Source organism: Enterobacter sp. 22499 (genome assembly GCF_052044815.1).
GTDB lineage: Bacteria > Pseudomonadota > Gammaproteobacteria > Enterobacterales > Enterobacteriaceae > Enterobacter > Enterobacter bugandensis.
Window position 1 is genome coordinate 94,072 of the sequence record NZ_JBQENR010000008.1, and the last position, 25,976, is coordinate 120,047.

Annotated in this window: 26 protein-coding genes; 9 read left to right on the plus strand and 17 right to left on the minus strand. The window is 56.7% G+C overall.

What is annotated here, in order from left to right; all coding sequences use genetic code 11:
* Positions 1-50 precede the first annotated feature (50 nt).
* From emrB to ACTJI7_RS19805, 12 genes are all read right to left on the minus strand, one after another.
* On the minus strand, positions 51-1,598 hold the full coding sequence (gene emrB / locus ACTJI7_RS19750; RefSeq protein WP_028014182.1) for a multidrug efflux MFS transporter permease subunit EmrB: 1,548 nt from the start codon (positions 1,596-1,598) through the stop codon (positions 51-53).
* A 16-nt stretch (positions 1,599-1,614) separates the two neighbouring features.
* Positions 1,615-2,787 (minus strand): multidrug efflux MFS transporter periplasmic adaptor subunit EmrA, encoded by a 1,173-nt coding sequence (gene emrA / locus ACTJI7_RS19755; protein WP_440670836.1) that lies wholly within the window; start codon positions 2,785-2,787, stop codon positions 1,615-1,617.
* Positions 2,788-2,915: 128 nt separating this feature from the next.
* Positions 2,916-3,446: a transcriptional repressor MprA gene (gene mprA / locus ACTJI7_RS19760; protein WP_041911975.1), complete on the minus strand. Its 531-nt coding sequence runs from the start codon at positions 3,444-3,446 to the stop codon at positions 2,916-2,918.
* Positions 3,447-3,761: 315 nt separating this feature from the next.
* Positions 3,762-4,946 carry an MFS transporter gene (locus tag ACTJI7_RS19765; protein WP_028014180.1) on the minus strand — a complete coding sequence of 395 codons (1,185 nt, stop codon included), beginning with the start codon at positions 4,944-4,946 and terminating at the stop codon, positions 3,762-3,764.
* Positions 4,947-5,117: 171 nt separating this feature from the next.
* On the minus strand, positions 5,118-6,113 hold the full coding sequence (gene proX / locus ACTJI7_RS19770) for a glycine betaine/L-proline ABC transporter substrate-binding protein ProX (protein WP_063155553.1): 996 nt from the start codon (positions 6,111-6,113) through the stop codon (positions 5,118-5,120).
* Positions 6,114-6,122: 9 nt separating this feature from the next.
* Positions 6,123-7,187, minus strand: coding sequence for a glycine betaine/L-proline ABC transporter permease ProW (gene proW / locus ACTJI7_RS19775; protein ID WP_047367515.1), 1,065 nt, complete (start codon positions 7,185-7,187; stop codon positions 6,123-6,125).
* On the minus strand, positions 7,180-8,382 hold the full coding sequence (proV, locus tag ACTJI7_RS19780) for a glycine betaine/L-proline ABC transporter ATP-binding protein ProV (protein ID WP_045260893.1): 1,203 nt from the start codon (positions 8,380-8,382) through the stop codon (positions 7,180-7,182). Before proV ends, proW begins: the two co-directional genes overlap by 8 nt.
* Positions 8,383-8,714: 332 nt before the next feature.
* Positions 8,715-9,674 (minus strand): class 1b ribonucleoside-diphosphate reductase subunit beta, encoded by a 960-nt coding sequence (gene nrdF, locus ACTJI7_RS19785; RefSeq protein ID WP_047367516.1) that lies wholly within the window; start codon positions 9,672-9,674, stop codon positions 8,715-8,717.
* Positions 9,675-9,683: 9 nt separating this feature from the next.
* Positions 9,684-11,828, minus strand: coding sequence for a class 1b ribonucleoside-diphosphate reductase subunit alpha (gene nrdE, locus ACTJI7_RS19790; protein WP_063155554.1), 2,145 nt, complete (start codon positions 11,826-11,828; stop codon positions 9,684-9,686).
* Positions 11,801-12,211, minus strand: coding sequence for a class Ib ribonucleoside-diphosphate reductase assembly flavoprotein NrdI (gene nrdI / locus ACTJI7_RS19795; RefSeq protein ID WP_041908531.1), 411 nt, complete (start codon positions 12,209-12,211; stop codon positions 11,801-11,803). The genes nrdE and nrdI overlap by 28 nt, the downstream gene beginning before the upstream one ends.
* The gene (gene nrdH / locus ACTJI7_RS19800) at positions 12,208-12,447 is read right to left on the minus strand and encodes a glutaredoxin-like protein NrdH (protein ID WP_041908533.1); all 240 of its coding nucleotides are present in this window, start codon (positions 12,445-12,447) and stop codon (positions 12,208-12,210) included. The genes nrdI and nrdH overlap by 4 nt, the downstream gene beginning before the upstream one ends.
* 242 nt (positions 12,448-12,689) lie before the next feature.
* Positions 12,690-13,016, minus strand: coding sequence for a DUF883 domain-containing protein (locus tag ACTJI7_RS19805; RefSeq protein ID WP_023308924.1), 327 nt, complete (start codon positions 13,014-13,016; stop codon positions 12,690-12,692).
* Between the two features lie 160 nt (positions 13,017-13,176).
* Here ACTJI7_RS19805 and ACTJI7_RS19810 point away from each other — a divergent pair, with 160 nt between their 5' ends.
* Positions 13,177-13,521, plus strand: a complete 345-nt coding sequence (locus tag ACTJI7_RS19810; RefSeq protein WP_023308923.1) for a DUF2002 family protein — start codon at positions 13,177-13,179, stop codon at positions 13,519-13,521.
* A gap of 32 nt (positions 13,522-13,553) precedes the next feature.
* Here ACTJI7_RS19810 and alaE read toward each other — a convergent pair whose 3' ends face one another.
* Positions 13,554-14,003 (minus strand): L-alanine exporter AlaE, encoded by a 450-nt coding sequence (gene alaE / locus ACTJI7_RS19815; protein WP_028014172.1) that lies wholly within the window; start codon positions 14,001-14,003, stop codon positions 13,554-13,556.
* Positions 14,004-14,496: 493 nt separating this feature from the next.
* Here alaE and stpA point away from each other — a divergent pair, with 493 nt between their 5' ends.
* Positions 14,497-14,901 (plus strand): DNA-binding protein StpA, encoded by a 405-nt coding sequence (gene stpA / locus ACTJI7_RS19820; protein ID WP_041908535.1) that lies wholly within the window; start codon positions 14,497-14,499, stop codon positions 14,899-14,901.
* A gap of 38 nt (positions 14,902-14,939) precedes the next feature.
* On the opposite strand, the gene ACTJI7_RS19825 is transcribed toward stpA, so the two are convergent.
* Together ACTJI7_RS19825 and ACTJI7_RS19830 are read right to left on the minus strand one after the other, a co-directional pair.
* Positions 14,940-15,119 (minus strand): hypothetical protein, encoded by a 180-nt coding sequence (locus tag ACTJI7_RS19825; protein ID WP_063155555.1) that lies wholly within the window; start codon positions 15,117-15,119, stop codon positions 14,940-14,942.
* Between the two features lie 79 nt (positions 15,120-15,198).
* Positions 15,199-15,720: a rhodanese family protein gene (locus ACTJI7_RS19830; protein ID WP_028014169.1), complete on the minus strand. Its 522-nt coding sequence runs from the start codon at positions 15,718-15,720 to the stop codon at positions 15,199-15,201.
* A gap of 179 nt (positions 15,721-15,899) precedes the next feature.
* Here ACTJI7_RS19830 and ACTJI7_RS19835 point away from each other — a divergent pair, with 179 nt between their 5' ends.
* Positions 15,900-16,058 carry a YqaE/Pmp3 family membrane protein gene (locus tag ACTJI7_RS19835; RefSeq protein WP_032644909.1) on the plus strand — a complete coding sequence of 53 codons (159 nt, stop codon included), beginning with the start codon at positions 15,900-15,902 and terminating at the stop codon, positions 16,056-16,058.
* Here ACTJI7_RS19835 and ACTJI7_RS19840 read toward each other — a convergent pair.
* Positions 16,055-16,984 (minus strand): LysR substrate-binding domain-containing protein, encoded by a 930-nt coding sequence (locus ACTJI7_RS19840; RefSeq protein ID WP_063155556.1) that lies wholly within the window; start codon positions 16,982-16,984, stop codon positions 16,055-16,057. The genes ACTJI7_RS19835 and ACTJI7_RS19840 overlap by 4 nt on opposite strands.
* Before the next feature lie 319 nt (positions 16,985-17,303).
* Here ACTJI7_RS19840 and ACTJI7_RS19845 point away from each other — a divergent pair, with 319 nt between their 5' ends.
* The 6 genes from ACTJI7_RS19845 to ACTJI7_RS19870 all read left to right on the plus strand — a co-directional run bounded on the left by ACTJI7_RS19845 (position 17,304) and on the right by ACTJI7_RS19870 (position 24,869).
* Entirely contained in the window at positions 17,304-17,909 is a 606-nt protein-coding gene (locus ACTJI7_RS19845) for an ankyrin repeat domain-containing protein (protein ID WP_041908539.1), read from the plus strand.
* A 107-nt stretch (positions 17,910-18,016) separates the two neighbouring features.
* The gene (gene fdrA / locus ACTJI7_RS19850; RefSeq protein ID WP_063155557.1) at positions 18,017-19,558 is read left to right on the plus strand and encodes an acyl-CoA synthetase FdrA; all 1,542 of its coding nucleotides are present in this window, start codon (positions 18,017-18,019) and stop codon (positions 19,556-19,558) included.
* Positions 19,558-20,973: a DUF1116 domain-containing protein gene (locus ACTJI7_RS19855; RefSeq protein ID WP_063155558.1), complete on the plus strand. Its 1,416-nt coding sequence runs from the start codon at positions 19,558-19,560 to the stop codon at positions 20,971-20,973. The genes fdrA and ACTJI7_RS19855 overlap by 1 nt, the downstream gene beginning before the upstream one ends.
* A gap of 11 nt (positions 20,974-20,984) precedes the next feature.
* A complete protein-coding gene (locus tag ACTJI7_RS19860; protein ID WP_063155559.1) occupies positions 20,985-22,535 on the plus strand; it encodes a hypothetical protein in 1,551 nt (516 codons plus the stop codon).
* Positions 22,532-23,488, plus strand: coding sequence for a carbamate kinase family protein (locus ACTJI7_RS19865; protein WP_028014163.1), 957 nt, complete (start codon positions 22,532-22,534; stop codon positions 23,486-23,488). Before ACTJI7_RS19860 ends, ACTJI7_RS19865 begins: the two co-directional genes overlap by 4 nt.
* Before the next feature lies 1 nt (position 23,489).
* Complete coding sequence (locus ACTJI7_RS19870) at positions 23,490-24,869, plus strand: amidohydrolase family protein (RefSeq protein ID WP_063155560.1); 1,380 nt, start codon at positions 23,490-23,492, stop codon at positions 24,867-24,869.
* A gap of 18 nt (positions 24,870-24,887) precedes the next feature.
* Here the strand turns inward: ACTJI7_RS19870 and ACTJI7_RS19875 are convergent, their stop codons facing one another.
* Complete coding sequence (locus ACTJI7_RS19875; RefSeq protein WP_028014161.1) at positions 24,888-25,808, minus strand: LysR substrate-binding domain-containing protein; 921 nt, start codon at positions 25,806-25,808, stop codon at positions 24,888-24,890.
* Positions 25,809-25,976: the final 168 nt, after the last annotated feature.

Sequence of the window (25,976 nt, forward strand, 5' to 3'; positions counted from 1 at the left end):
CGCTGCTTTATCGAAACTGACAATCGCTGTCGCGTTCTGGACAACGCGAATTAGTGCGCCCCTCCGCCGCCGCCACCGGCGCCAAACGGCGGTCTGGCAAACCACACCAGCCCCAGCAGGACGATGAAGATCCCCGCTGATATCCAGAAAATCTCGTTTGCCGAGATAATCAGCCCCTGGTTGGTGATCTGCTGGGCAATCCAGCCGGATGCCTGCTGCTCCGTCATCCCCATGCCCTGAAGCTGACTGTACATCTGCTGGGCATTCGGATTGTACGGGTTCACCGCTTCGGTCAGCTGGGCGTGGTGCATCGATTCACGGTTGGTCCACAGGGTGGTGGTGATCGACGTCCCGATGGAACCCGCTAGCGTACGGGTGAAGTTCGACAGGCTTGATGCCGCCGCCAGACGCTCAGGCGGCAGGCCAGAGAGCGTAATGGTGGTCAGCGGCATAAAGAAGCACGCCACCGCAAAGCCCTGAATGAACTGCGGCCACGCCGAGGCGCCAAAGTCCATTCCCGGCTCAAAGGTATACGCGCGCCAGTAGAAGCACACGGCGTACATAATGAAGCTGAACGTCACCAGCCGACGCATGTCGAGCTTGTGGGCGAAGCGGCCAATAATCGGCGACAGCAGAACCGGGATCACCCCAACGGGCGCCGAGGCCAGACCCGCCCAGGTCGCGGTATAGCCATACACCTCCTGCAACAGCTGCGGCAGCAGAACAATCGCGCCGAAGTAGAGCATATAGGCGAGGCTGATGCACAGGCAGCCGATGGTGAAGTTTCGCGATTTGAAGAGCGAGAGATCGACAATCGGGTTGTCGTCCGTCAGCTCCCAGACAATCAGGAAGCTTATTGACACCACCGCGACAATGGTCAGGATGATGATCTCCTGCGAGTTGAACCAGTCGAGTTCTTTACCGCGGTCGAGCATGATCTGCAGACTGCCGATACCCAGGATCAGCAGCGCCAGCCCGATGCTGTCGATACGGCGCTGTTCGGTGCGCGTCTCTCGTCCCCGCAGCGACTGCAGCGTCATCAATACCACGACGGCGCCAATCGGTACGTTGATAAAGAAGATCCAGCCCCAGTGGTAGTTATCGCTGATGTACCCGCCCAGAATCGGTCCGCAGATAGGCGCGACGATAACGGTCATTGACCACAGCGCCAGCGCGACCGAACGCTTTGCTGGGGGGTAGTTGCTCAGCAGCAAACTCTGCGACAGCGGGATCAGCGGCCCGGCGACAATCCCCTGAATGACGCGGAAGAAAATCAGCATCGTCAGGCTGCTGGACATGCCGCACGCCCAGGAGGCAAGAACAAACGCTACCGTGGACCAGAGGAACAGCTTCACCTCACCGACGCGCTTCGCCAGCCAGCCGGTGATAGGGATGGAGATGGCGTTTGCCACCCCAAACGAAGTAATGACCCAGGTCCCCTGGCTCAGCGACGAGCCAAGGTTGCCGGCGATGGTTGGGATCGCCACGTTTGCGATGGTGGAGTCCAGCACCTGCATGAATGTCGCCAGCGACAGCGCAATGGTCATAATGACCAGCTGCGCGCCTTCCAGCGGTTTTTGCGGCTTTTGCTGTTGCATAACGCTCACCTTCGGATTAACCGGCGTTTGCCTTCACGATGTCATCGATCAGTTTGTTGACCGGATCGAGGCTAATTTCACGGGCGTTACTTTCATAAACCGGGCTGCTACGCACCTGGCTTGCCAGGATCTGACCGTCGCGGTTGGCGGTATCGACCGTCACAAGCGTTGAGAGGCCGATACGCAGCGGGTGATCCGCCAGCTGTTTGGCATCCAGCTCGATACGCACGGGCAGACGCTGAACCACTTTGATCCAGTTGCCGGTGGCGTTTTGCGCAGGCAGCAGGGAGAAAGCGCTGCCGGTCCCCATATCCAGACCCACCACTTTCCCGGTGTACTTCACGTCATCGCCGTAGATATCGCTGACCACGGTTGCGGTCTGGCCGATACGCATATGGGCGAGCTGCGTCTCTTTAAAGTTGGCGTCTACCCACAGGTTGTCTGCCGGCACGACTGCCATCAGCGGCGTGGTCGGGCTAATCTGCGCCCCTGGCTGGACGGAACGGCGGGAGACGTAGCCGGTCATCGGGCTGACGATTTTGGTACGCTGCAGGGCAAGCCATGCGTTGCGTACTTCAGTCGCCGCCTGTTGTACAGTGGGCTGGTTTTCGAGGCTGGTGCCGAGCACCATCGCCTGGTTGGCGTTGTACTGTTGAATCGCCACGTCCAGCTGTGCCTGGGCACTGGCAACCGCGTCGCGCGCGTGCTGCAGCTCTTCACGGCCAATCAGGTTAGCGGTGCCGAGCGGTACACGGCGGTTCAGGTCGCTCTGCGCCTGCGCGAGTGCGGTTTTCTGCACGTCGATGTTGGCCTGCAGCTGTTTACTGTTGATCATCAGCTGGCGGGTTTGACGGACGCTGGAGGCCAGCGCGGTCTGGGCTTTCTCAAAGGCCTGCTGGGCGTCGGTTGGATCGAGGGTCACCAACACATCGCCTTTTTGCACAAAGTCGGTATTGTCAGCCCAGACTTTCGTCACGCTGCCCGACACCTGCGCCATAATCTGTACCTGGTTCCCTGCCACGTATGCGTCGTCAGTCTCTTCTGCATGACGCAATACTAAAAACCAATAGATCCCATATGCCACGGCAATAATAATAAAGAGCAAGGTCAACAGAAGAAGGGCACTTTTACGTTTGCCTTTCTTATTGGCCGGTTGCTGCGGGGTAGTGCTCTCCGCATTTGCGCTCATTGTTGTTCTCCACGATCTTCTTATTTTCACATCGGCTGAGCCGACCTGTTGTCAGAAAGGCCAGCAGTGTGACGTGCTGGCCTGTCGGTTTTCTTATATAAATCTGGATTGTTGAGCGTGTCGTCGCGTTAGCGCAGCGCCTCAAGAACAGCGCCTTCTTCATCCATCTGGTCCAGACGGGTGAGCAGCTTGCGAGTGATATGCTCAAGCTGGTCGCGCTCGGAAGTACTGAGGGCAGACCAGAGTTTGTGCAGGCAATTGTGCTGAGGTGGCAGCACCTCACGCAGGAACTGGTGACCTTTATCGGTCAATTGCAGATGCAGGCAGCGGCGATCGTTATCGCTTTCACGGCGCTCAATCCAGCCGCGCTTTTCCAGCTCATCGGCAATACGGGTCGCATTGGTACGGGACGATCCCAGCGCGCAGCTCAGCTCAGAAGGCTGAATGCTATGGTTTTCCTGAGACTCCAGCGTAATCAACGCCATAAACAACGTCTCGTTAATCCCTTGAGCTTTCAGCATTTTATTACGATTTTCCAGCAGCTTACCCTGCATGTGCATGCACAGGCGGGTCAGCAGGATTTCCTGATACGGGAAGTCCTCATGACGACTGGCGCGGAATTTAAGCATTTGTTCAATGGGCGTAAACGAACTATCCATTTTGGGCATAACCTCATTAATTACAGCCGATATAGTAACGATGGTGACAAATAATGTAAATGAATTATTTGTGCGGTTATATCCGCCAAACGAATGCCACCATCAAAGAGCGCCGGGTAAGTCCGTGACCCGGTGAGCACAGAAAGCGTAGGGTATAAACCCGCTGAAGAGAGGATGTGGGGACGGGGGTCTGAACTATTCATGCCAATTGTAGATATGTCACCCACATTAAAATTTCTGGGATAAATGATTACGTTTACATTAACAGACTGCCGGGCCCCTTTACACCCTAAGAGGCCCAAAGCAATGTAAAACTTAATGAATTGCTTCCTGACGATGATAGCCGCGCCACCATACAACCAGGTTAAGCGCGGCGACGAGTGCCCCTATCCCGCACACACCTGACCAGCCGGCATGCTGCCACGCCGACGCTGATATTAACGAACCCGCCGCACCACCAATGAAGTAGCTGGTCATGTATCCGGCCGTGAGGCGGTTACGCGCCTCGGGCTTCACGCGGTAAATCACGGTCTGGTTGGTGATGTGAACACCCTGTACGGTGAGATCGAGCACCAGAATACCGACGATCAGCGCCAGCACCGAGACGTGCCCATACCAGATGGCCGCCCAGGAGAGCAGGAGCAAAATCAGTCCGGCTGTCGTGGTCATGTGCGATTTGCCTTTATCAGCCAGCCCGCCTGCCGGGCGAGCGCCCAGTGCACCTGCTGCACCGGCCAGACCGAACAGACCAATCACCCCTTCGGAATAATTGAACGGCGGTGCTGCCAGCAGAAACGCCATCGACGTCCAGAGAATGCTGAAGTTGGCGAAGGTTAAACACCCCAGCAGAGCGCGGGTGCGCAGCAGTTTATCCTGCGTGAACAGGCTAAACACGGAGGCCAGAAGCTGCGGGTAATTCAGGTGGTTCTCCTGCTTCACCTTCGGCAGCCCGCGCCACAGCGCCAGCGCCATCACCACCATCAATACGCTCGCCACCCAGTAAACGGTGCGCCAGCCGCCGAGGCTTGCCAGCAGCCCGGCAACGGTTCGCGCCAGCAGAATGCCCAGCAGCAGGCCGCTCATGATAGTGCCGACCACTTTGCCGCGTTTTTCCGGCGAGGCGAGCGTTGCGGCGAGAGGCACCAGGATTTGCGCGACGACGGAGAAAAGCCCCGTTAGCGCGGTACCGACGATCATCATCGTCAGCGACTGGCTGCTGGCGGTGATCAGCATGCCGCCTGCCGCCAGAAGCGTCATAGAGACGATAAGCATCCGGCGCTCAAACATATCGCCTAATGGCACCAGGAACAGCAGCCCTGCCGCATAGCCGAGCTGCGCAGCGGTGACGATAAAGCCGGCGGAGCTGGCTGAAAGATCGAAGGCGCGCGCGATAGTATCAAGCAGAGGTTGTGCGTAATAGTTGCTGGCGACTGCCAGACCCGTTGCCACGGACATTAAAAGGATGAGTGCGGGGCTAAGCCCTTGAGATGTTTTTGTCATTAGTTTCAGGAATCGTGAGTTAAGTGATTATTTTTCCGGAAACCATAATAGCTAATGATTGAGAATGTTGGGGGATTGTTATGTGTGTGTTTGTGCGGTTAATCCCCTCACCCTAACCCTCTCCCCAGAGGGGGGGCGGGCCGGGGTGAGGGGTAAGGTTGTGTTGTGTTTTTACTTCTGCGCCGCAAGCGCCTCTTTCACCCAGCCATCAAACTGCTGCTGGTGGGCTTTGATCCAGCCATCCACGTGGCCTTTAACATCCGCCTCAGAGGATTTGCCCGCGTGCATCATCGCATTCTGGGCGTTGATGTCCGCCAGCGGCAGCTTCATCACCGAGAACAGCTTCGCCGCAGCCGGGTTTTTCTCCGCCCAGGCTTTGTTCGCCACGATGTGCATGGTGTTCACCGGGAAGCCATAGTTCATGCCGTTCGGCAGTTTGGTGTCGATATCTTTCTGCTCGCCGGGCAGGGAGGAGAACGGCACCTGTAACCACACCACGTCTTTGCCCGGCTTCAGCACGTCGCTCACCCAGTACGGCGTCCAGGTGTAGTAGATCACCGGCTTGCCTTCTTTAAAGCGGGCAATGGTGTCGGCCATCATCGCGGAGTAGTTGCCGTGGCTCACGTCGACGGTTTTCGCCAGATCGAACGCTTTGTTCTGGTGGTTAATCACCGCTTCGCAGCCCCAGCCCGGCGAGCAGCCCATCATGTCGGCCTTGCCGTCACCGTTGGTGTCGAACAGTCTGGCGATCTTCGGATCTTTCAGCTGCTCAATATTGGTGATGTGGTACTTATCAGCGGTTTTCTTGTCGATCAGATAACCCTGCGCCGCGCCGGTCACGAAGGTGCCTTCGCGATAGAATTTCTTATCGCCACCTGCGGCGGCATACATGTCGTCGTGCAGCGGCTGCCAGTTCACGGCGGTAAAGGTGGCATCACCGGAGGCAATCGAGGTGTAGCCCACGTTGTAATCCACTTCGCTCGGCGTGTTGACCGTATAGCCCAGCTTCTCCAGCGCGCGGCTGACGATCAGGGTCTGGAAGCTCTCTTCCGAAATGGTGCTCTGCACCGGCTGCACGGTAATGCCTTTGCCCGGCAGGTCAGCGGCAAACGTGCTGGTGGAGACAAGGGTGGCAAACGCTGTGGCAAAAAGTACGTTATGTCGCATCGTTGTTCCTTATTTTGTAAATGGGCGGGTCAGTAACCCGACAGGGCCGGTGGTGTACCAGCGACGGTTGCCGCGACTGCGTGAATCACGACCGACAGCCTGGGTCAGGCGGTCAAGGATAATGGCGAGGATCACAATTCCGACGCCGCCGACGGTCGCCAGCCCCATATCAAGACGGCCAATGCCGCGCAGCACCATCTGGCCGAGACCGCCAACGGCGATCATCGAGGCGATCACCACCATGGACAGCGCCAGCATCAGCGTCTGGTTAACGCCCGCCATAATGGTCGGCATCGCCAGCGGAAGCTGAACCTTAAACAGCATCTGACGCGGGCTGGCGCCGAACGAGCGCGAGGCCTCAATCAGATCCGCCGGCACCTGGTTAATGCCCAGGATCGTCAGGCGAATAATCGGCGGCAGGGCGAAGATAATGGTCACCACCACGCCCGGCACGTTACCGATGCCGAACAGCATCACGATAGGCACCAGATAGACGAACGCCGGGGTGGTCTGCATCGCATCCAGCAGGGGACGAATAATCTTCGCCGCCCGCGGGCTGCGCGCCAGCCAGATCCCCATCGGCAGGCCGATGACGATGCAGAAGAGCAGCGCAGTCAGCACCAGCGCCAGGGTAATCATCGCCTGAGACCACGCGCCAATCGCGCCGATGGCAATCAGGGAGATCAGCGTGGCGATGCCCATACCCGCGCTACCGAACTGCCATGCGATCAGCGAGAACAGGATTATCGCCACGGGCGCCGGCATGCCCAGCATCAGCTGCTGGAAGCCGTTCAGGATGTAATCCACCGGGATGCGGATCCCCTGGAACACCGGGCGGAAATGGGTAACGACCCAGTCGATCCCCTCTGTCACCCAGCTGTCCAGCGGGATCAGCGTCTTGTGGAACGGATCCATAATATTGAAATGCTCTGGCGCAGGCGCGGGTGCGCTATTGAGCCAGTCCGCCGCGCCGCCGCCGTCGGCAGGTGCGGGCGTGGAACCCCACGCATCGGCAGATTGCGCCGCGCTGTCCGCAGCTTCAGTGGTACCCCATGGGTTTGATTGATCAGCCATTGTTTGCCCCCTCGCGATCTAAAGCCTGTAGCAGCATCCGTTTTGAGATGATGCCAACGTACTGTTGTTCTTCACCGACAACCGGCACGGCGCAAGGCGCCTGACCCACGTGAGAGAGCAACTCGCTAAGCGGCGTTTCGGCGTCCACGGCAAGCGGAGCGTCAATCAACGCCGCATCGATTCCCTGGTTTTCGCTCAGGGCGGTTTTCAGAGAGTCGATGGAGACAACGCCGACAAATTTATTGCCGCGTTCAACCAGATAACCGTATTCACGGTCTTCATCCTGCAACAGCTTCAGCGCGGAGCGCGGGCCGAAGCCTGGCGTTTTTCGAATAATGCCGTTTGGCGTTCGGCGGGCAATATCTTTCGCGCTAAATACCTGGCTAATATCCACGCCGCGGAAGAAGGTGCGCACGTAATCATTCGCCGGATTATTCAGAATTTCATCCGGCGTACCGACCTGCACCACTTCGCCATTTTGCATAATGGCAATGCGGTCGCCAATACGCATGGCTTCATCGAGATCGTGAGAAATAAAGACAATGGTGCGCTGGTGTTTGGCCTGTAATTTTACCAGCTCATCCTGCATCTCGGTGCGAATTAAAGGATCGAGGGCTGAAAAGGCTTCATCCATTAATAATATGTCTGGATTAATGGCTAACGCGCGGGCTAATCCAACGCGCTGACGCATCCCGCCCGAAAGCTCGTCCGGGTAGGCATGAGCGTAATTTTCCAGCCCAACCTGACGCAAAGCATCCAGGGCTTTTTCCTGACGTTCCTGAGCGGGCGTGCCGGCTAATTCCATACCGAAGGCGGTATTATCGAGCACCGTCATATGCGGCATCAGCGCGAATGACTGAAACACCATTGCGATCTTCTTTCTGCGCACCTCGCGGAGTTCTGCGTCTGAGATTCTGGCGATATCCACGCCGTCAATCAGCACCTGTCCGCGGGTGGGTTCAATCAGGCGATTGAGAAGGCGAACCATAGTGGATTTACCCGAACCGGATAACCCCATGATGACAAAAATCTCGCCTTCTTCAATGGCCAGACTGGCGTCTTTAACGCCAAGCGACAGCCCGGTTTTTTCCAGAATTTGCTCTTTCGAAAGGCCTTTCTCAATATATTTGAATGCGCGCTGCGGGTGCTCGCCAAATATTTTATAAAGATTTTTCACTTCTAATTTAATTGCCATGCAATAGAGAGTGTCCTGTTATTTGTTTATGTCGATATGATTACCATGGTAAATTGTTAACGGGCATAACCCTAACATACTGACAATCTGAGGCAACCCTGAGTTGGCCTGACGCCGGAATTTTGCTGCAAGCGAAACGGCTGAATTTCCCATGAATAAAGGGCTGAGGACGGTTTGAATTTTTCTCAATTTTTTGCTGCTGCGTCGGGAAATTCGCCTGAATCGGTGTGATTCAGGCGAATATGACGAGGAAATTACAGTGTAGTGCCTGGTGAAATAGTGGTATGGAAATAATGAGATTTATATTTAATTAATGAACGTTAATTCATACATTAAAAATCCCAATCCTCATCTTCTGTCTCCACCGCTTTACCCATCACGTACGACGATCCGGACCCGGAGAAGAAATCGTGGTTTTCGTCCGCATTGGGCGACAGCGCCGCGAGGATCGCCGGGTTTACCTCCGCCATCTCCGGCGGGAAAAGCGCGTCGTAGCCCAGGTTCATCAGCGCTTTGTTCGCGTTGTAGCAGAGAAACGCTTTCACGTCCTCTTCCCAGCCCGTTCCGGCGTACAGCTCTTCGGTATAGCTCAACTCGTTGTCATACAGATCCATCAGCAAATCGAGGGCGAAACCTTTGAGTTCCTCGCGTTTTTCCGGGCTGACTTTCTCCAGCCCTTTCTGATACTTATAGCCGATGTAATACCCGTGCACCGCCTCGTCACGGATAATGAGGCGAATCAAATCGGCGGTGTTGGTGAGCTTGCCCCGGCTCGACCAGTACATGGGCAGCCAGAAGCCGGAATAGAAGAGGAAGGATTCCAGGAACACGCTGGCGATCTTCTTCTTCAGCGACTCGTCGGCGCGGTAATACTCCAGCACCAGCTCCGCCTTGCGCTGCAATGACGCGCTCTCTTCGCTCCAGGCGTAGGCCGCGTCCACGTCTTTGGTCTGGCACAGCGTCGAGAAAATCGAGCTGTAGGAGCGGGCGTGCACCGCCTCCATAAAGCTGATGTTTGACATCACCGCCTCTTCGTGCGGCGTCAGCGCATCGCTCATCAGCGCGGGGGCACCCACGGTATTCTGAATAGTGTCCAGCAGCGTCAGGCCGGTAAAGACGCGGATCGTCAGCTGCTGTTCGGCGTGGCTCAGCGTCTGCCAGGCTGGAATATCATTGGAGAGCGGCACCTTTTCCGGCAGCCAGAAGTTGCTGGTCAGGCGGTTCCACACCTCCAGGTCTTTATCGTCCTGAATCTTGTTCCAGTTAACGGCACTCACGCGTGACAGTTTCATCCTTTCTCCTTACAGCGCGCAGGACACGCAGCCTTCAATTTCGGTGCCTTCCAGCGCAAGCTGGCGCAGGCGAATGTAATACAGCGTTTTGATGCCTTTCTTCCAGGCGTAAATCTGCGCTTTGTTGATATCCCGCGTGGTGGCGGTGTCCGGGAAGAAGAGCGTCAGCGACAACCCCTGGTCAACGTGCTTCGTGGCCTCGGCGTAGGTATCAATGATTTTCTCCGGGCCGATCTCGTACGCGTCCTGGTACAGCGCCAGGTTCTCATTGGTCATAAACGGGGCAGGGTAGTAGACGCGTCCGGTTTTGCCTTCCTTACGGATCTCAATCTTCGACACGATCGGGTGAATGCTCGACGTGGCGTGATTGATATAGGAAATGGAGCCGGTCGGCGGCACCGCCTGCAGGTTCTGGTTATAAATGCCGTAGCGCATCACGTCGTCGCACAACTGCTGCCACATCTCGCGCGTCGGCAGGGGAATGCCGGCGCGGTCAAACAGCGCGCGCACTTTTTCGGTTTTCGGCTGCCAGTCGCCTTCCAGATACTGGCTGAAATACGCCCCGCTGGCGTAGCGCGACTGCTCAAAGCCTGCGAACCGCTGGTTGCGCTCGCGCGCCAGCATCATTGAGGTATGAAGCGCATGCCAGGTGACGGTGTAGAAATAGAGATTCGTGAAATCCAGCCCTTCCGGGCTGCCGTAGGCGATGCCTTCCCGTGCCAGATAGCCGTGCAGGTTCATCTGTCCCAGGCCGATGGCGTGCGACGCGGCGTTGCCCGCCTCGATGGACGGCACGCTGCGGATGTGGCTCATGTCCGATACCGCCGTCAGCCCGCGAACGGCAATCTCCACCGTGCGGCCAAAATCCGGCGAATCCATGGTGTGGGCAATATTCAGCGAGCCGAGGTTGCAGGAGATATCTTTGCCGATCTCCGCGTAGTCCAGGTTTTCGTCGTAAGCGGAGGCGCTGTTGACCTGCAAAATTTCCGAGCACAGGTTGCTCATGTTGATGCGCCCGGCAATCGGATTGGCGCGGTTTACCGTATCCTCGTACATGATGTACGGATAGCCGGATTCAAACTGAATTTCCGCAAGCGTCTGGAAGAAATCGCGGGCGTTGATGTATTTCTTGCAGATGCGATCGTCTGCAACCAGCTCGTCATAAAGCTCGCTTATCGCCACGTCGCCAAACGCTTTGCCGTAGATCCGCTCCACATCATATGGCGAGAAGAGCGCCATATCGGCATTCTCTTTGGCCAGCTTAAACGTGATATCCGGGATCGTCACGCCGAGCGACAGGGTTTTGATGCGGATTTTTTCGTCGGCGTTTTCGCGCTTGGTATCGAGAAAACGCAGGATGTCCGGGTGGTGCGCGTGCAGGTAAACCGCCCCCGCCCCCTGGCGCGCGCCAAGCTGGTTGGCATAGGAAAACGCATCTTCCAGCATCTTCATCACCGGGATGACGCCGGAAGACTGGTTTTCGATGCGTTTGATCGGCGCGCCCGCTTCCCGCAGGTTCGAGAGCAGAAACGCCACGCCGCCGCCGCGTTTGGAAAGCTGCAGCGCCGAGTTCACCGCACGGCCAATCGACTCCATATTGTCTTCGATGCGCAGCAGGAAGCAGGAGACCAGCTCGCCGCGCTGGGCCTTGCCGCAGTTGAGGAAGGTGGGCGTAGCGGGCTGGAAGCGGCCGGAGAGGATCTCATCCGTCAGCCGTTCAGCCAGCGCTTCATCGCCCTGGGCCAGCGTCAGGGCCACCATCACGGTGCGATCTTCAAAGCTTTCTAAATAGCGTTTGCCGTCGAAGGTTTTCAGGGTGTAGCTGGTGTAATACTTCCATGCGCCAAGAAACGTCTGGAAGCGAAAACCGCTGGCGTGCGCACGTTCAAACAGTCTTACCACGAAGGGACGATCGTAGCGGGCCAGGACGCGCTCCTCGTAGTAGCCCTCGTTAACCAGATAGTCGAGACGTTCATTCTGGCTTGAAAACGTCACGCTGTTGGGCCGCACGTGGGCGGCGAAAAAAGCCTCTACCGCCTCGCGATCTTTGCCAAACTGAATGCGCCCCTCCCGGTCATAGAGGTTAAGCATCGCGTTTAATGCGTGGTAGTCCGGCGTCGCCTGAATTACCCGTTCTGCGGTTGTCGTTGCCAAAATTCGTTCACTCCTTTACGCACGTTTTCTACGTCCTGCTGTGTCCCCATCAGTTCAAAACGATAGAGATACGGCACGCCGCATTTTTGAGAGATGACATCCCCGGCGCGGCCAAAGGCATCGCCAAAATTACGATTGCCCGCCGCGATCACGCCCCGAATCAGTACCCGGTTATGAGGATCGTTCAGAAAGCGGATCACCTGGCGGGGTACTGCTCCTGCCGTACCGCCGCCGCCATAGCTGGGCACCACCAGAATGTAAGGTTCGTCTACCTGAATGCGCTCCCGCTCATTGAGCGGAATACGCACCGCAGGCAGCCCGAGGCGCTCAATAAAGCGCAGCGTGTTTTCTGAGCTGCTGGAGAAGAAGACCAGCCCACTCATGCACGCGTGGCCTGAGCGCTCAGGCGGTTAATCATGTCCGGGCGAAAGCCAGACCAGCTGGTATCACCGGCAACCACTACCGGAAGCTGACGAAATCCCTGTTCGCGCAGGGTATCCGCGGCATCGGGCACCAGGTCGATATTTACCATCTCAAACGCCACGCCGCGGCTCTCCATCGCCCGTTTGGTGGCGTGGCACTGAACACAATCGTTACGAGTGTAAATAATAATGCTCATGATTCGTATTTCCATTTAGAATGAGAAAACGGCGCGAGTTAACGCGTCATAGAGTGTGTGTCTTTCTTAAGGGAATACTAGATGTAGTTGATAAAAGATTCAACCATACAAGATATGGGAAATTCAGATTAATATTGCCCTGATGATGAGCACAGCGGGGCAGGGCGGGCTGTACGGGTTTTCAGGCTTACAGGCATAAAAAAGCCCCGGCGCCTGAGGCTACCGGGGTTGAGAATGCGGGCTTACTTACGCAGGCTGAGCAGGGCTCCGACAAAAATGCCGACCGCCGCGACGGTTCCCAGCGTACACAGTGGTTTTTCACGTACGAAGGTCGTAGCACAGCTTGCCATGTCGCAGGCCGCCTGCGTAGCGCGTGAACGTCCGTTCATACGGGCGCGGGTTTCACGGAGCAGAGACTGAGCCTTACGTTTCGCAGCATCTGCTTCATCCTTTGCATCGGATCCCCAGGATTTCAGCACTTCCTCAAGCGTGTCCGCTAATTGGCTGACATCATTACGAATATCCTGCGCGTCGTCGTTAATATCGTTTCGGTTCGGTCTGTTAAACATACGATCCTCCGTAATTTTGTGTTCCCGTTTAGTTTAGTTCAGAAATTTAATATCTGAAGCGCGTCACGCGTTATCCGCCAGTTTATGGACTATTCTGAAAGCCCTGCTAATGCTGATTACTGTAAGGTTGCCGGGCAGGAAAAGATAACGAGGAAAAGATATGTATTTACGACCTGACGAGGTGGCACGCGTTCTTGAAAAAGAGGGATTCACCATGGATGAGGTGACGCCAAAAGCGTATGGATATCGCCGCGGCGAGAATTATGTTTATGTTAATCGTGAAGCCAGGATGGGACGTACCGCTCTCATTATTCACCCGACGCTGAAAGACAGAAGTCTGTCATTTGCTGAGCCTGCCTCGGATATTAAAACCTGCGATCACTATCAGCAATTTCCGCTCTATTTAGGCGGTGAACGGCATGAGCATTATGGTATTCCGCACGGTTTCAGTTCGCGTATGGCGCTGGAGCGGTTTCTGAAGGGACTGTTTGGCGACGTACAGTAAATCTGCGACTGGCTTTCGCCAGTCGCTTCACATTACGCTTTTACCTGGCCGTACTGGCTGACCTTAAACAGGCGGCGGCAGTAGTCGAGGAAATAGCCGTATACCGCACCCATCAGCATTGATACCACGATATTCGAACTGACCGCTGCGGCGATCTGGTGCCAGTCCGCGCCCACTGTCAGGAGAATAGCCACGTAGACCGGCGACTGGAACGTGACGTACGCCAGCACGTCGGCAAGATTTTTCATCCAGCCCGCCGGGCTGATGCGGCGCGCGAAACGCATAACGGCATCGCGGTATAGCCCGTAAGGCCATGCGATAATAATATTGACCGGGATCGCCACCAGACGAGAAGAAAGTGACTGCTCGAAGGTCATTCCGGAGAGGAATATTTCAATCAGCATGTTCACAACGGAACAGTAGACAACCATCGCGAAAGTATCCGCCACCGCGTGGCGCAGGCGAGATTGCGGCGAGAACATGTCTGAACTCCTTGAGAAGAACGCAGTGGAATCGGTTTTCCTTCAGCGGCTAGTGCTTTAGGTTGGTTTGTTTGAGGTGTATAGCGTATATCTCTATGTTTGAACTAACAACTAGTGATTAATTTTTATTTACTCGCCTTTTGTCCACAATATTCTCTAAAATTGGTTGTTTTTTATCCGGTTCGTTATAATCTGTCCCATCAAATGTTTTACTTATATAAATCAGTGGCTTAGATGTTTTGCTTTTGACGCAGAAATCCACTCCCCTGATGATAGCGCAGTATGCTGTGATTTGGATTAAAGTTGACCATTTATATTGATTCGGTGATTAGATCCACGTGTTTCCCGCCAATGCTATGCGCTATTATTAACGGCGATATTTAAATATATTTACATTTATGCCCGTTTGGACCTTTGGGTAGATATTTCAACTGAAATGAATTATTCTTGGGGCGATTTATCTATTTACCCCAAAGAAAAGGTTTTCAATAATATGTCTTTGACGTTACAGAATCTTAATAATATCCGAACCCTGCGCGCGATGGCGCGAGAATTAACCCTGGACGTTCTTGAGGAAATGCTGGAAAAGGTCAGGGTCGTTACTGAAGAAAAACGCAATGAGCTGGCGGAATTAGAGCAGCAGCGCGCTGAACAGCAGGAAAAAATTAATACCCTGCTGGAACTGATGAAAGCCGATGGTATTTCTCCGACTGACCTGCTGGGTTCAGAACTGGCGCAGGCGGGTAAACCGACTAAAAAGCGTAAACCGCGTGAAGCGAAATATCGCTTTATTGACCAGAACGGTGAAGAAAAAACGTGGACCGGCCAGGGCCGCACGCCGAAGCCTATTGCCAGCGCGCTGGCAGAGGGTAAATCACTGGATGATTTTCTGATCTAATACGTGGACCGGGCGGAACAAGCCGCCCGGTTGTCTGTTCAGCAGACGCCGAAATCACCTTCTTCGGTATACGGCGCCAAATCGGCCGCTTTCAGCGTATATTTCTCGCCTTGTTCATTGCTGGCCTGTACCGCCACCACGTTTTCACCGTTCACTTCGAGCACTTTCAGCTTTGGGCCGCCTTTAAGCGATTGCACATAATCACCGACAGAAAACATATAACCTCCTCATCGTTTTAGCGATCTTCACCTTAGCCGACGTCTGATGCCGGGTACAGCGTAATTCATTGATTACTGCTTATGAGGTATGACGGTTCCACGGCATCACTTTCAGCAACCGTGCCATACCGCAAAAACCTGTCACACCGGCGAACAGCAGCCCGGCACCGACGAAACCGCTCAGCAGGAAAAAGCCGCTGGAGACGCTATAACCCAGCACCACGCCGCAGAGAATCAGCAGCCCGGCGGCAATTTGTACCTGCCGCATCAGCGGGAGCGGCTGGGATTTATCTTCAACGGTCAGCAGCCCGGCCTGCTTCCAGCCCTGAATGCCCCCCTCAACCACGAAGGCCTGAGCCGGCAACGCTGCCTGCGCAAGACGCGCAGCATTGTTTGATGTCCGTGTCCCGGACTGACAGTGGAAAATCACCGTTTCACCAGGGGCAGCGTTGAGCCCGCCGGGTAAAGAATCCAGCGGTATGGAGCGTGCTGCCGGAATATGCTCGCGGGCATACTCATCGGGATCGCGAATATCAATCAGTTTTGCGCCTTCTTTAATAAGCGCGTTCGCCTGCTGTGGCGAAATAAGAGAAAGAGACATGATGTTTCCTTACGGTCAATTTATGAGTAGTAGAACATTTAAGGAAGGGCTTAAGCCAGTGTAAAGAGGGTAAAGGCAGGTAAAAGCGCGAGAGACGAATGGCAGTAACCCGTAAACTGGCTATGCTTAGAGAAATGTCTCTTTTTAATTTTCAATTGGTTAGCTTGCACGGAGTGATTATGGGTTTTTGGCGCGTTGTTTTTACGATTATTCTCCCGCCGCTGGGCGTGCTGCTTGGCAAGGGACTGGGCTGGGCGTTTATTCTGAACATCCTTCTGACCATCCTGGGTTACTTCCCGGGCCTTATCCACGCGTTTTGGGTGCAGACGAAAAACTAAGCACGCCACAGTAAATCACTGTATATACCGGTTAATACGCCTTCCGGGCCAAACTGCTGTTTGATCCAGCGCGTCACCTGGCCGGTCGCCGCATGCTGCGTGGCGAGCAGCATGCGCGAGTCCTGCCGCGGATTGTTAATACGCCGCGTGATGAGCAGACCGTCTTCCATCGCTTCTCTTGCCATGTATTCCGGCAAAAAGCCAATCCCTTCCCCCAGAATCTGGCACTGGCACTTGGTGTTGAAATCCGGCACCAGAATCGCCTCCTGACCGTGCAGCAGCCAGCCGACCTTCTTGTTGATGGTATGCGCGGTATCTTCCACCATGATGTTGGGGTACAGGCGCAACTGGCTCTCCGCTATCGGTTCGGGAACTAAGGCGAGGGGATGTTCCGGCGCGATGGCAAACACCCAGCGAATGGCGCCAATTTCGGTGTAATCAATCCCGCCGCCGTCCAGCAGCGTATCCGGCGCGCCAATCGCGATGTTGGCCTGATTGTTGATGATCGAATCCCATACGCCGTTATACACCTCGGTCGTCACCGTGATCTGGCAGGTGGGAAACTGCTTTTTCAGCACCTGCAGCAAACGCGCGGTATGGCGCGGCGTATACAAGAGCTGATTAATGCAGATGCGCACTCGCGCCTCGATGCCCTGCGAAATGGTATCAATCCCGCGCTTGATGGCGTGGAAGTCGTTCAGCAGGTCGGTGGCCTTACGGTAAAAATAAAACCCGGACTCCGTCAGCTCGATGCTGCGCGTGTTGCGCACAAACAGCACCACGTCCAGCCCGGTCTCCATGCGCTTAATGGTGTAGCTAATGGCGGAGGTCGTCACACCCAGCTCGGCGGCGGCTTTGCTGAAGCTGGCGAAGCGTGCCGCGGTGGTGAAGGCCAGCAGGTTCTCTTCGGTAAAGATGGAATTCATATCACAGCATCCTCAGCCATCAGTTTTGAACATATTTTAACAGCGCCGTTACATCATATTTGAAGTCTGTCACAGTTCTGACTATTTACGCGGAGCCGCGTCCTGCAAGGCTTTTACAACCATAAGGATAATGCTGCCTGAGGCGCTAAAAAACGGTAAACCATAAGAAAAAGGTTGCACAGACGCACGTTTTAGCCTGACTGTTGAATTTAACTCAACAATGAATTGCGTGTCGATGAATCATTTTTAAGCGGATTCTTTTGTGATCAGGCTGTTGCTATTCTCAGGTCATCAGAAGTGAAACATTGGGAGACTGAATATGTCTGCAAACGCACTCGTTACGGAATTTCTGCTGGCGGCAGAAGAGGGCAACATCGACGCGCTAAAAGCCTGCCTGGATAACGGCGTGGATATTAACGCCACCAACCGCCAGAAAAGAACCGCCATTATTATTGCCAGCCTGAAAAAGCATTATGCCTGCGTGGAATTTTTAATTGCCGCCGGCGCGGATATTGATAAACAGGACCAGACCTGTTTTAACCCCTTCCTGATAAGCTGCCTGACTAATGATTTAACCCTGCTGCGCATCGTTCTTCCGGCGAATCCGGATCTCGACCGTCTGACGCGCTTCGGCGGCGTAGGCATTACCCCTGCCAGTGAAAAAGGCCACGTTGAAATCGTGCGCGAGCTGCTGGAAAAAACCGATATTAACGTCAACCACACTAACTTTGTCGGCTGGACGCCGCTGCTGGAAGCCATCGTGCTGAATGACGGCGGCGCAAAGCAGCAGGAAATTGTGAAGCTGCTGCTGGATCACGGCGCGAACCCGCACATGACCGATAAATACGGCAAAACCCCGCTCGAACTGGCGCGGGAAAAAGGCTTCGATGCAATAGCCGACCTGCTGCTGGCGGCGGGCGCATAACGCATTCGGCCAGCCACGTCCGGCTGGCCGTTAATTCAAACAGTATTTTTACCGACGTGCATTCTGCGCGACGGCGGCCCCCTTTTATCCGTATTCAGGAGAAAACAATGCCAACCAAAATCGTCATAAAAAAGAACACGTATTTCGATTCGGTTTCCTTAATGTCGGTTTCCACCAAAGCCAATAAACTGCCGGGCGTCGAACAGGCGTTTGTGGCAATGGCGACGGAAATGAATAAAGGCGTTCTGAAAAATCTCGGGCTGCTCACGCCGGAATTAGCGGAAGCCAAAAATGGCGACCTGATGATCGTGATTAAAGGCGACGCGGCGAACGATGAAACGCTGGCGGAAATAGAAGCTTTATTTACCCATAAAGCGAGCGGCGGCACCCATGAAGCACGCTACGCGACAATTGCCAGCGCCAAAACGCATCGCCCGGACAGCAACCTGGCGGTCATTTCCGTCAACGGCACCTTTGCCGCCCGCGAAGCGCGTCAGGCGCTGGAAAACGATCTTAACGTCATGCTCTTTTCCGATAACGTGTCGCTCGACGACGAGCTGGCGCTGAAGCAGCTGGCGCATGAGAAAGGGCTGCTGATGATGGGGCCTGACTGCGGAACCGCCATCATCAACGGTGCGGGGCTGTGCTTCGCCAACGCGGTGCGTCGCGGGCCGATTGGGATTGTTGGCGCTTCCGGCACCGGCAGCCAAGAGCTGAGCGTACGCATTCACGAGTTCGGCGGCGGCGTGTCGCAGCTGATTGGCACCGGAGGGCGCGATCTCAGCGAGAAAATCGGCGGCCTGATGATGCTCGACGCCATCGACATGCTTGAGGCGGATGAGGGCACCCGGGTGATTGCGCTCATCTCCAAGCCGCCTGCGCCAGCGGTGGCAGAAAAGGTGCTGGCCCGCGCCAGAGCCTGCCGCAAGCCGGTGGTTGTTTGCTTCCTCGGCCGCAGCGAACCGCCCGCCGATGAAGACGGCCTGCAGTTTGCGCGTGGCACCAAAGAGGCGGCGCTGAAGGCGGTGCTGCTTACCGGCATTAAAAAAGAGTCCCTGGATCTGCATCCGCTCAACTGGCCTTTGATTGAAGAGGTGCGCGCCCGCCTGACCCCGCAGCAGAAGTACATTCGCGGCCTGTTCTGCGGCGGCACCCTGTGCGACGAAGCGATGTTTGCCGCGCTGGAGAAGTTCGACGATGTCTGGAGCAATATCCAGCCCGATCCGGCTAAGCGCCTGAAGGACATCAGCGTCAGCCAGGCCCACACCTTCCTTGACTTCGGTGACGACGACTTCACCAACGGCAAACCGCACCCAATGATCGACCCGACCAACCGCATCAGCCGCCTGCTACAGGAGGCGCGCGATCCGCAGGTGGGCGTCATCGTGATGGACTTCGTGCTCGGCTTCGGCGCGCACGAGGATCCGGTGGGGGTGATGATCGAGGCGATCAAAGAGGCACAGGCCATTGCGAAAGCCGATAACCGTCCGCTGGAGATCCTCGGCTACGTGCTCGGCACCGACCAGGATCCGCAGTCGCTGGCGCAGCAGTGCCAGCGGCTGACCGACGCAGGCGTCATCTGGGCCAGCAGCAGCACCAACACCGGATTACTGGCACGCGAATTTGTCTGCAAAGGGGAGAACGCATAATGACCACTTTATTCAACCAGCCGCTTAACGTCATTAACATCGGCATTGCGATGTTCAGCGACGACCTCAAAAAGCAGCACGTTCCCGTGACCCAGCTCGACTGGACGCCGCCGGGGCAGGGCAACATGCAGGTTGTTGAAGCGCTCGACCTGCTGGCAGAGAAACCGCTGGCGGAGAAGATCGCCGCCGCGAACAAAATCGCCCTTGAGCGCATCATCCAGTCTCACCCGGTGCTGGTGGGCTATGACCAGGCAATTAACGTAGTGCCGGGCATGACCCGCACCACCATTCTGCACGCCGGTCCGCCCGTCGCCTGGGAAAACATGTGCGGCGCGATGAAGGGCGCGGTTACCGGTGCGCTGGTATTTGAAGAGCTGGCAACGGATCTGGAGGGTGCCGCAAGGCTGGCGGCTTCAGGTGAGATCACCTTCTCGCCGTGCCACGAGCACGACTGCGTGGGCTCCATGGCGGGCGTCACCTCCGCGTCAATGTTTATGCACATCGTTGAGAACAAAACCTACGGCAACCGGGCGTTCACCAACCTCAGCGAGCAGATGGCGAAGATCCTGCGCATGGGGGCTAACGACCAGAGCGTGATCGACCGTCTGAACTGGATGCGCGACGTGCTCGGCCCGATGCTGCGCGACGCGATGAATATCATCGGCGAAATCGACCTGCGCCTGATGCTGGCCCAGGCGCTGCACATGGGCGACGAGTGCCACAACCGCAACAACGCCGGCACCACGCTGCTGATCCAGGCGCTGACGCCGGGGCTGATTCAGGCGGGCTACCCGGTGGAGCAGCAGCGCGAGGTGTTTGAGTTTGTCGCCAGCAGCGACTACTTCTCCGGCCCGACGTGGATGGCGATGTGTAAAGCCGCGCTGGATGCCGCTCACGGCATTGAATACAGCACCGTCGTGACCACCATGGCGCGCAACGGCTACGAGTTCGGCCTGCGCGTTTCCGGCCTGCCGGGGCAGTGGTTTACCGGTCCGGCGCAGCAGGTGATTGGTCCGATGTTCGCGGGCTACAAGCCGGAAGACTCCGGACTGGATATTGGCGACAGCGCCATCACCGAAACCTACGGCATCGGCGGCTTTGCGATGGCGACGGCACCGGCCATCGTTGCGCTGGTGGGCGGCACGGTTGAGGAAGCCATCGACTTCTCGCGCCAGATGCGCGAGATCACCCTCGGCGAGAACCCGAACGTCACCATTCCGCTGCTGTCGTTTATGGGCATTCCAACCGCCATCGATATCACCAGAGTGGCGGGCAGCGGCATTCTGCCGGTGATCAACACCGCCATTGCCCACAAAGACGCGGGCATCGGCATGATTGGGGCGGGCATCGTTCACCCGCCGTTTAGCTGTTTTGAAAAGGCGCTGTTGACCTTCCGCGATCGCTACGTTCTATAAGGTATGCATCCATGAAAAACATGAAACTGGAGTGGAAAAGAGGTGACTGGGCGGCCTATTTCGGGTTGATGACCAACAACCTGACTAATTTGCTGACCATGATGGGGTTGCTCATTTTTGTCGTCGGCATCCCGAAGGAGATTGTTTATGGACGCATCGCGCCGGCCTTCGGGCTGGCGGTGCTGGTAGCGAGCTTATGCTACACATGGTTTGGTCTGCAAATGGCGCGCACCACCGGACGTACGGACGTCACCGCGCTGCCGTCCGGCCCGAGCGCACCCTCGATTTTTACCGTGACCTTCCTGGTCCTGATGCCCGTCTACCAGCAAACCAGGGATGCGGATTTCGCGATTCAGATTGGCCTGGTGTGGTGCTTTGTGGAAGCAATGATCCTCGCGGGCGGCTCGTTCCTGGGTGAGACCATTCGCAAGATGATCCCGCGTACCGTGCTGCTGTCGTGCCTGTCCGGTCTTGGCCTGCTGCTGCTGGCGATGAACCCGATGTTGCAGGCGTTCGAAGCGCCCACCGTGTCGTTCATCGTTCTGCTGCTGATCTTCATTAACTGGTTCGGTAAAAAGCCGATTTTCGCCAAAATCCCGACCGGCCTGCTGCTGCTGATTGCCGGAACGGCGCTGGCGTGGATTTCCGGACTGCAAAGCCCGGATGCCATTAAGGCGTCCATGTCATCCTTCGGCTTTAACCCGCCGGAAGTGCACGTGGACAGCTTTATGCAGGGCCTGCCGCACGCGCTGCCTTATCTGGCGTCCGCCGTACCGCTGGGGCTGGCGAACTACATCTTTGACCTGGAGAACATCGAAAGCGCCCACGCAGCGGGGGATGAGTACCCGACCCGCAAGGTGATGCTGGCGAACGGCCTGGCTTCCATGCTCGGTTGCCTGATGGGCAACCCGTTCCCGGTCACGGTCTACGTGGGCCATCCCGGCTGGAAGGCGATGGGGGCGAGCATCGGCTACACGCTGGCGTCCGGCGTGACCATGTTCATCGTGCCGCTGTTCGGGCTGGGGGCCTTTATGCTCGCCATCATACCGATGACCGCTATCGTGCCGATTCTGGTGTTTATCGGCGTCGTCACCGCCAACCAGGTGGTGCGGGAAACGCCGAAAGTGGAGGTGCCCGTCATCTTTATCTGCCTGTTCCCGTGGATCGCTAACTGGGCGCTGACCATGATGAATAGCGTGATGAGCGCGGCGGGAACCAGCGCGGCGAAAATTGGCACCGACGTGCTGCACAGCAAAGGGATCTACTACGAGGGGCTGATGCACCTCGGCAACGGTGCGCCGCTCGCCAGCATGCTCTGGGGCTGTATCGCTATCTTCGCCATCATCAACAAACCGCTGCGCGGGGCCGTCGCCGCCGCAGGAGGCGCGCTGCTGGCGCTGTTTGGCGTGATCCACGCGCCAGTGGTGGGCTTTGCCGAGGGCAGTTCCCTGATGTTCGTCACGGCCTACCTGATGATGGGCGGCATGTTTGTGGTGAAGCATTTCCTCGACAGCCGCGAAGTTGCGAGCGCTGAAGTTACTGTTGCGAAGGAAAACGTATGAAAGAGCTAATGGTCGTCGCCATCGGCGGCAACAGCATTATCAAAGACAACGCCAGCCAGTCGGTTGAACATCAGGCGCAGGCGGTCAAAGCGGTGGCCGAGTCGGTGCTCGAAATGCTGGCCTCCGACTATGACATCGTCCTCACCCACGGCAACGGGCCGCAGGTGGGGCTGGATCTGCGCCGCGCCGAGATCGCTCACGAGCGGGAAGGGCTGCCGCTGACCCCGCTGGCAAACTGCGTGGCGGATACCCAGGGCGGCATCGGCTACCTGATCCAACAGGCGCTCAACAACCGCCTGGCGGCGCGCGGCGAGCAAAAGGCGGTCACGGTCGTCACCCAGGTAGAGGTGGATAAAAACGATCCCGGCTTTACGCACCCGACAAAACCGATCGGCGCGTTCTTCAGCGAGGCGCAGCGCGACGAGCTACAGCTCGCGCACCCGGACTGGCATTTTGTCGAGGATTCAGGCCGGGGCTATCGCCGCGTGGTGGCCTCGCCCCAGCCGCTGCGCATCGTCGAGGCGGATGCGATTAAGGCGCTAACGCAGAAAGGTTTTGTGGTCATCGGCGCGGGCGGCGGAGGCATTCCCGTGGTGCGCAGCGAGCAGGGGGATTATCAGAGCGTGGATGCGGTTATCGATAAAGATCTCTCCACCGCGCTGCTGGCCCGCGAGATTTGCGCCGACGTGCTGGTGATAACCACCGGCGTGGAGAAAGTCTGCGTTAACTTCGGCAAGCCAGACCAGCAGGCGCTGGACACCGTCAGCGTGGCGCAGATGACGCGCTACATGGACGAAGGACACTTTCCGGCGGGCAGCATGCTGCCCAAAATCGTCGCCTCGCTGGCATTTTTACGCCACGGCGGCAGGCGGGTGATCATCACCTCGCCGGACTGCCTGCCCGCGGCGCTGCGCGGTGAAACGGGTACCCACATTGTTAATGAAGGAAGATAAGATGAGTGAAAACAAAAGCCGCCGCGAGTTTATCAGCCAGAGCGGCAAAATGGTCACCGCCTGCGCGCTGTTTGGCGCCACCGGCTCCGTCGCGTATGCTGCCGACTCTGCAAAGGCAACCTGCGAGACGGGGAAACCGATGAACATCACTGCAAAACATTACTATCTGGACAACGTGCTGCTTGAAGCCGGGTTTAATTTCGAGGGCAGCGTGGCGACGAGCACCCGCACCGAGCTGAAAACGCTGGAGATAAAAGACGGGAAAATTGTCGCCCTGCGCGATAACGGCAGCCACGCCGACGCGACCCTTCCGCACTACGACGCGGGTAAAAAGCTGATGCTTCCGGCGATGCGCGACATGCACATTCACCTGGATAAAACCTTCTACGGCGGCCCGTGGCGCTCCCTGAACCGTCCGGCGGGCACCACCATTCAGGACATGATCCGCCTGGAGCAGAAGCTGCTGCCGGAGTTACAGCCCTACACGCAAGAACGCGCCGAAAAGCTGATCGACCTGATCCAGTCCAAAGGCTCCACCATCGCCCGCAGCCACTGCAATATTGAGCCGGTTTCCGGCCTGAAAAACCTGGAAAATTTGCAGGCGGTGCTGGCGCGCCGCAGCGCAGGTTTTGACTGCGAAATCGTTGCCTTCCCGCAGCACGGCCTGCTGCTCTCCAACGCTGAAAAGCTGATGCGCGAGGCGATGCAGGCGGGGGCGCACTACGTAGGCGGGCTGGACCCAACCAGCGTTGACGGCGCGATGGAGAAATCGCTCGATACTATGTTCCAGATTGCGCTGGATTACGACAAAGGGGTGGATATTCACCTCCATGAAACCAGCCCGGCGGGCGTGGCGGCGGTGAACTACATGGTGGAAACCGTGGAGAAAACGCCGGAGCTGAAGGGGAAGCTGACCATCAGCCACGCCTTCGCGCTGGCGACGCTCAACGAGCAGCAGGTGGATGAGATTGCCACCCGCATGGCGGCGCAGCAGGTGACCATCGCCTCCACCGTGCCGATTGGCACCCTGCACATGCCGCTGAAGCAACTGCGGGAGAAGGGCGTGTTTGTTATGACCGGCACCGACAGCGTGATCGACCACTGGTCGCCGTACGGTCTGGGTGACATGCTGGAGAAAGCCAATCTGTACGCCCAGCTCTATATTCGCCCGAACGAGCAGACGCTCTCCCGCGCGCTCGGCATCGCCACCGGCGACGTGCTGCCGCTGAACGATAAAGGTGAACGCGTATGGCCGAAAGCGCAGGACGACGCCAGCTTTGTGCTGGTGGACGCCTCCTGTTCCGCCGAGGCGGTGGCGCGCATTTCTCCGCGCACCGCGACGTTCCACAAGGGGAATCTCGTCTGGGGCACGGTCGCCTGACGCCACGATGGGGTATCGCTACAGGTGATACCCCGACAATCGCAACTCCCGATCAATCCACTCGACGAACTGCTGGATCTTCCACGCGCGTTCGTTCATGTGCGGCATCACCAGATGATGCGCGTTAATGGCGATTCCCATCTCATCCGGCAGCACCTGTACCAGCGAGCCATCCTTCAGGTGATCGGTAGCCATCATTTTGCTCTCCAGAATAAACCCCAGCCCCATGCGCGCCGCTTCAAAGCTCATGTAGGAACGGTCGAAGCTGAGGCTGAAATTGAGCCAGGGCCTGTCGATATTGTGCCAGGCGAACCATTTTTCCCAGTTCACCAGAGTGCTGGTGGAGGAGATAAGCGACTGTTGCAGCAGATCGGCGGGCGTGCTGATGGGATGCTCTTCTGCATAGCCCGGCGAGGCCAATACTACCAGCGTGTCGTTTTTAATGGTCATCACCCGGTAAGCATCCCAGTCCGGAATACCATGACGGATATCAATGTCGATATTATCTCTGGCGAACTGCAGGTTCTCATAGGAGCAGGTGAGATTGATGGTGATATCAGGATATTCGGCGCGGAATCTGCCCAGACGGCGCAACAGCCATGACAGTCCGAAGGTGGGGGAAGAGTGCACGCGAAGCACAGCATTGTCTTTTTCTTTCACGATCTGATCGGTGGCGCGCCCAATGGCGCTCATCGCCGCCGAGACCTCCCGCAGATATTTTTCTCCCGTCGGGGTGAGTTGAACCCCTTTGCCGCTGCGGATAAATAATTTCTTGCCCAGCCACGATTCCAGCGACGCGATCTGGTGGCTTACCGCCGAAGGCGTGACGTTGAGCTGTTCCGCCGCCTGATGGATGCTCAGGGCGTTAGCAACGGCGATAAACGCCTGCAAATTTCTGAGCGAGGGCAGCGATAACGTCTGGCGATCCTGCGCGGACATGGCCTACTCCTTACACGATAATTGATAAAAAACATAACATTGAGACTGCGAGCGGGCAATTTTATCCCGATGTTATTTTTTTGAGCTGTATCGCGAATCAAATTTATCTCAGCAATAAATGAGCTTTATTGAATGGCGTTTCATGGGTGAGCCGATATATTGACGTTG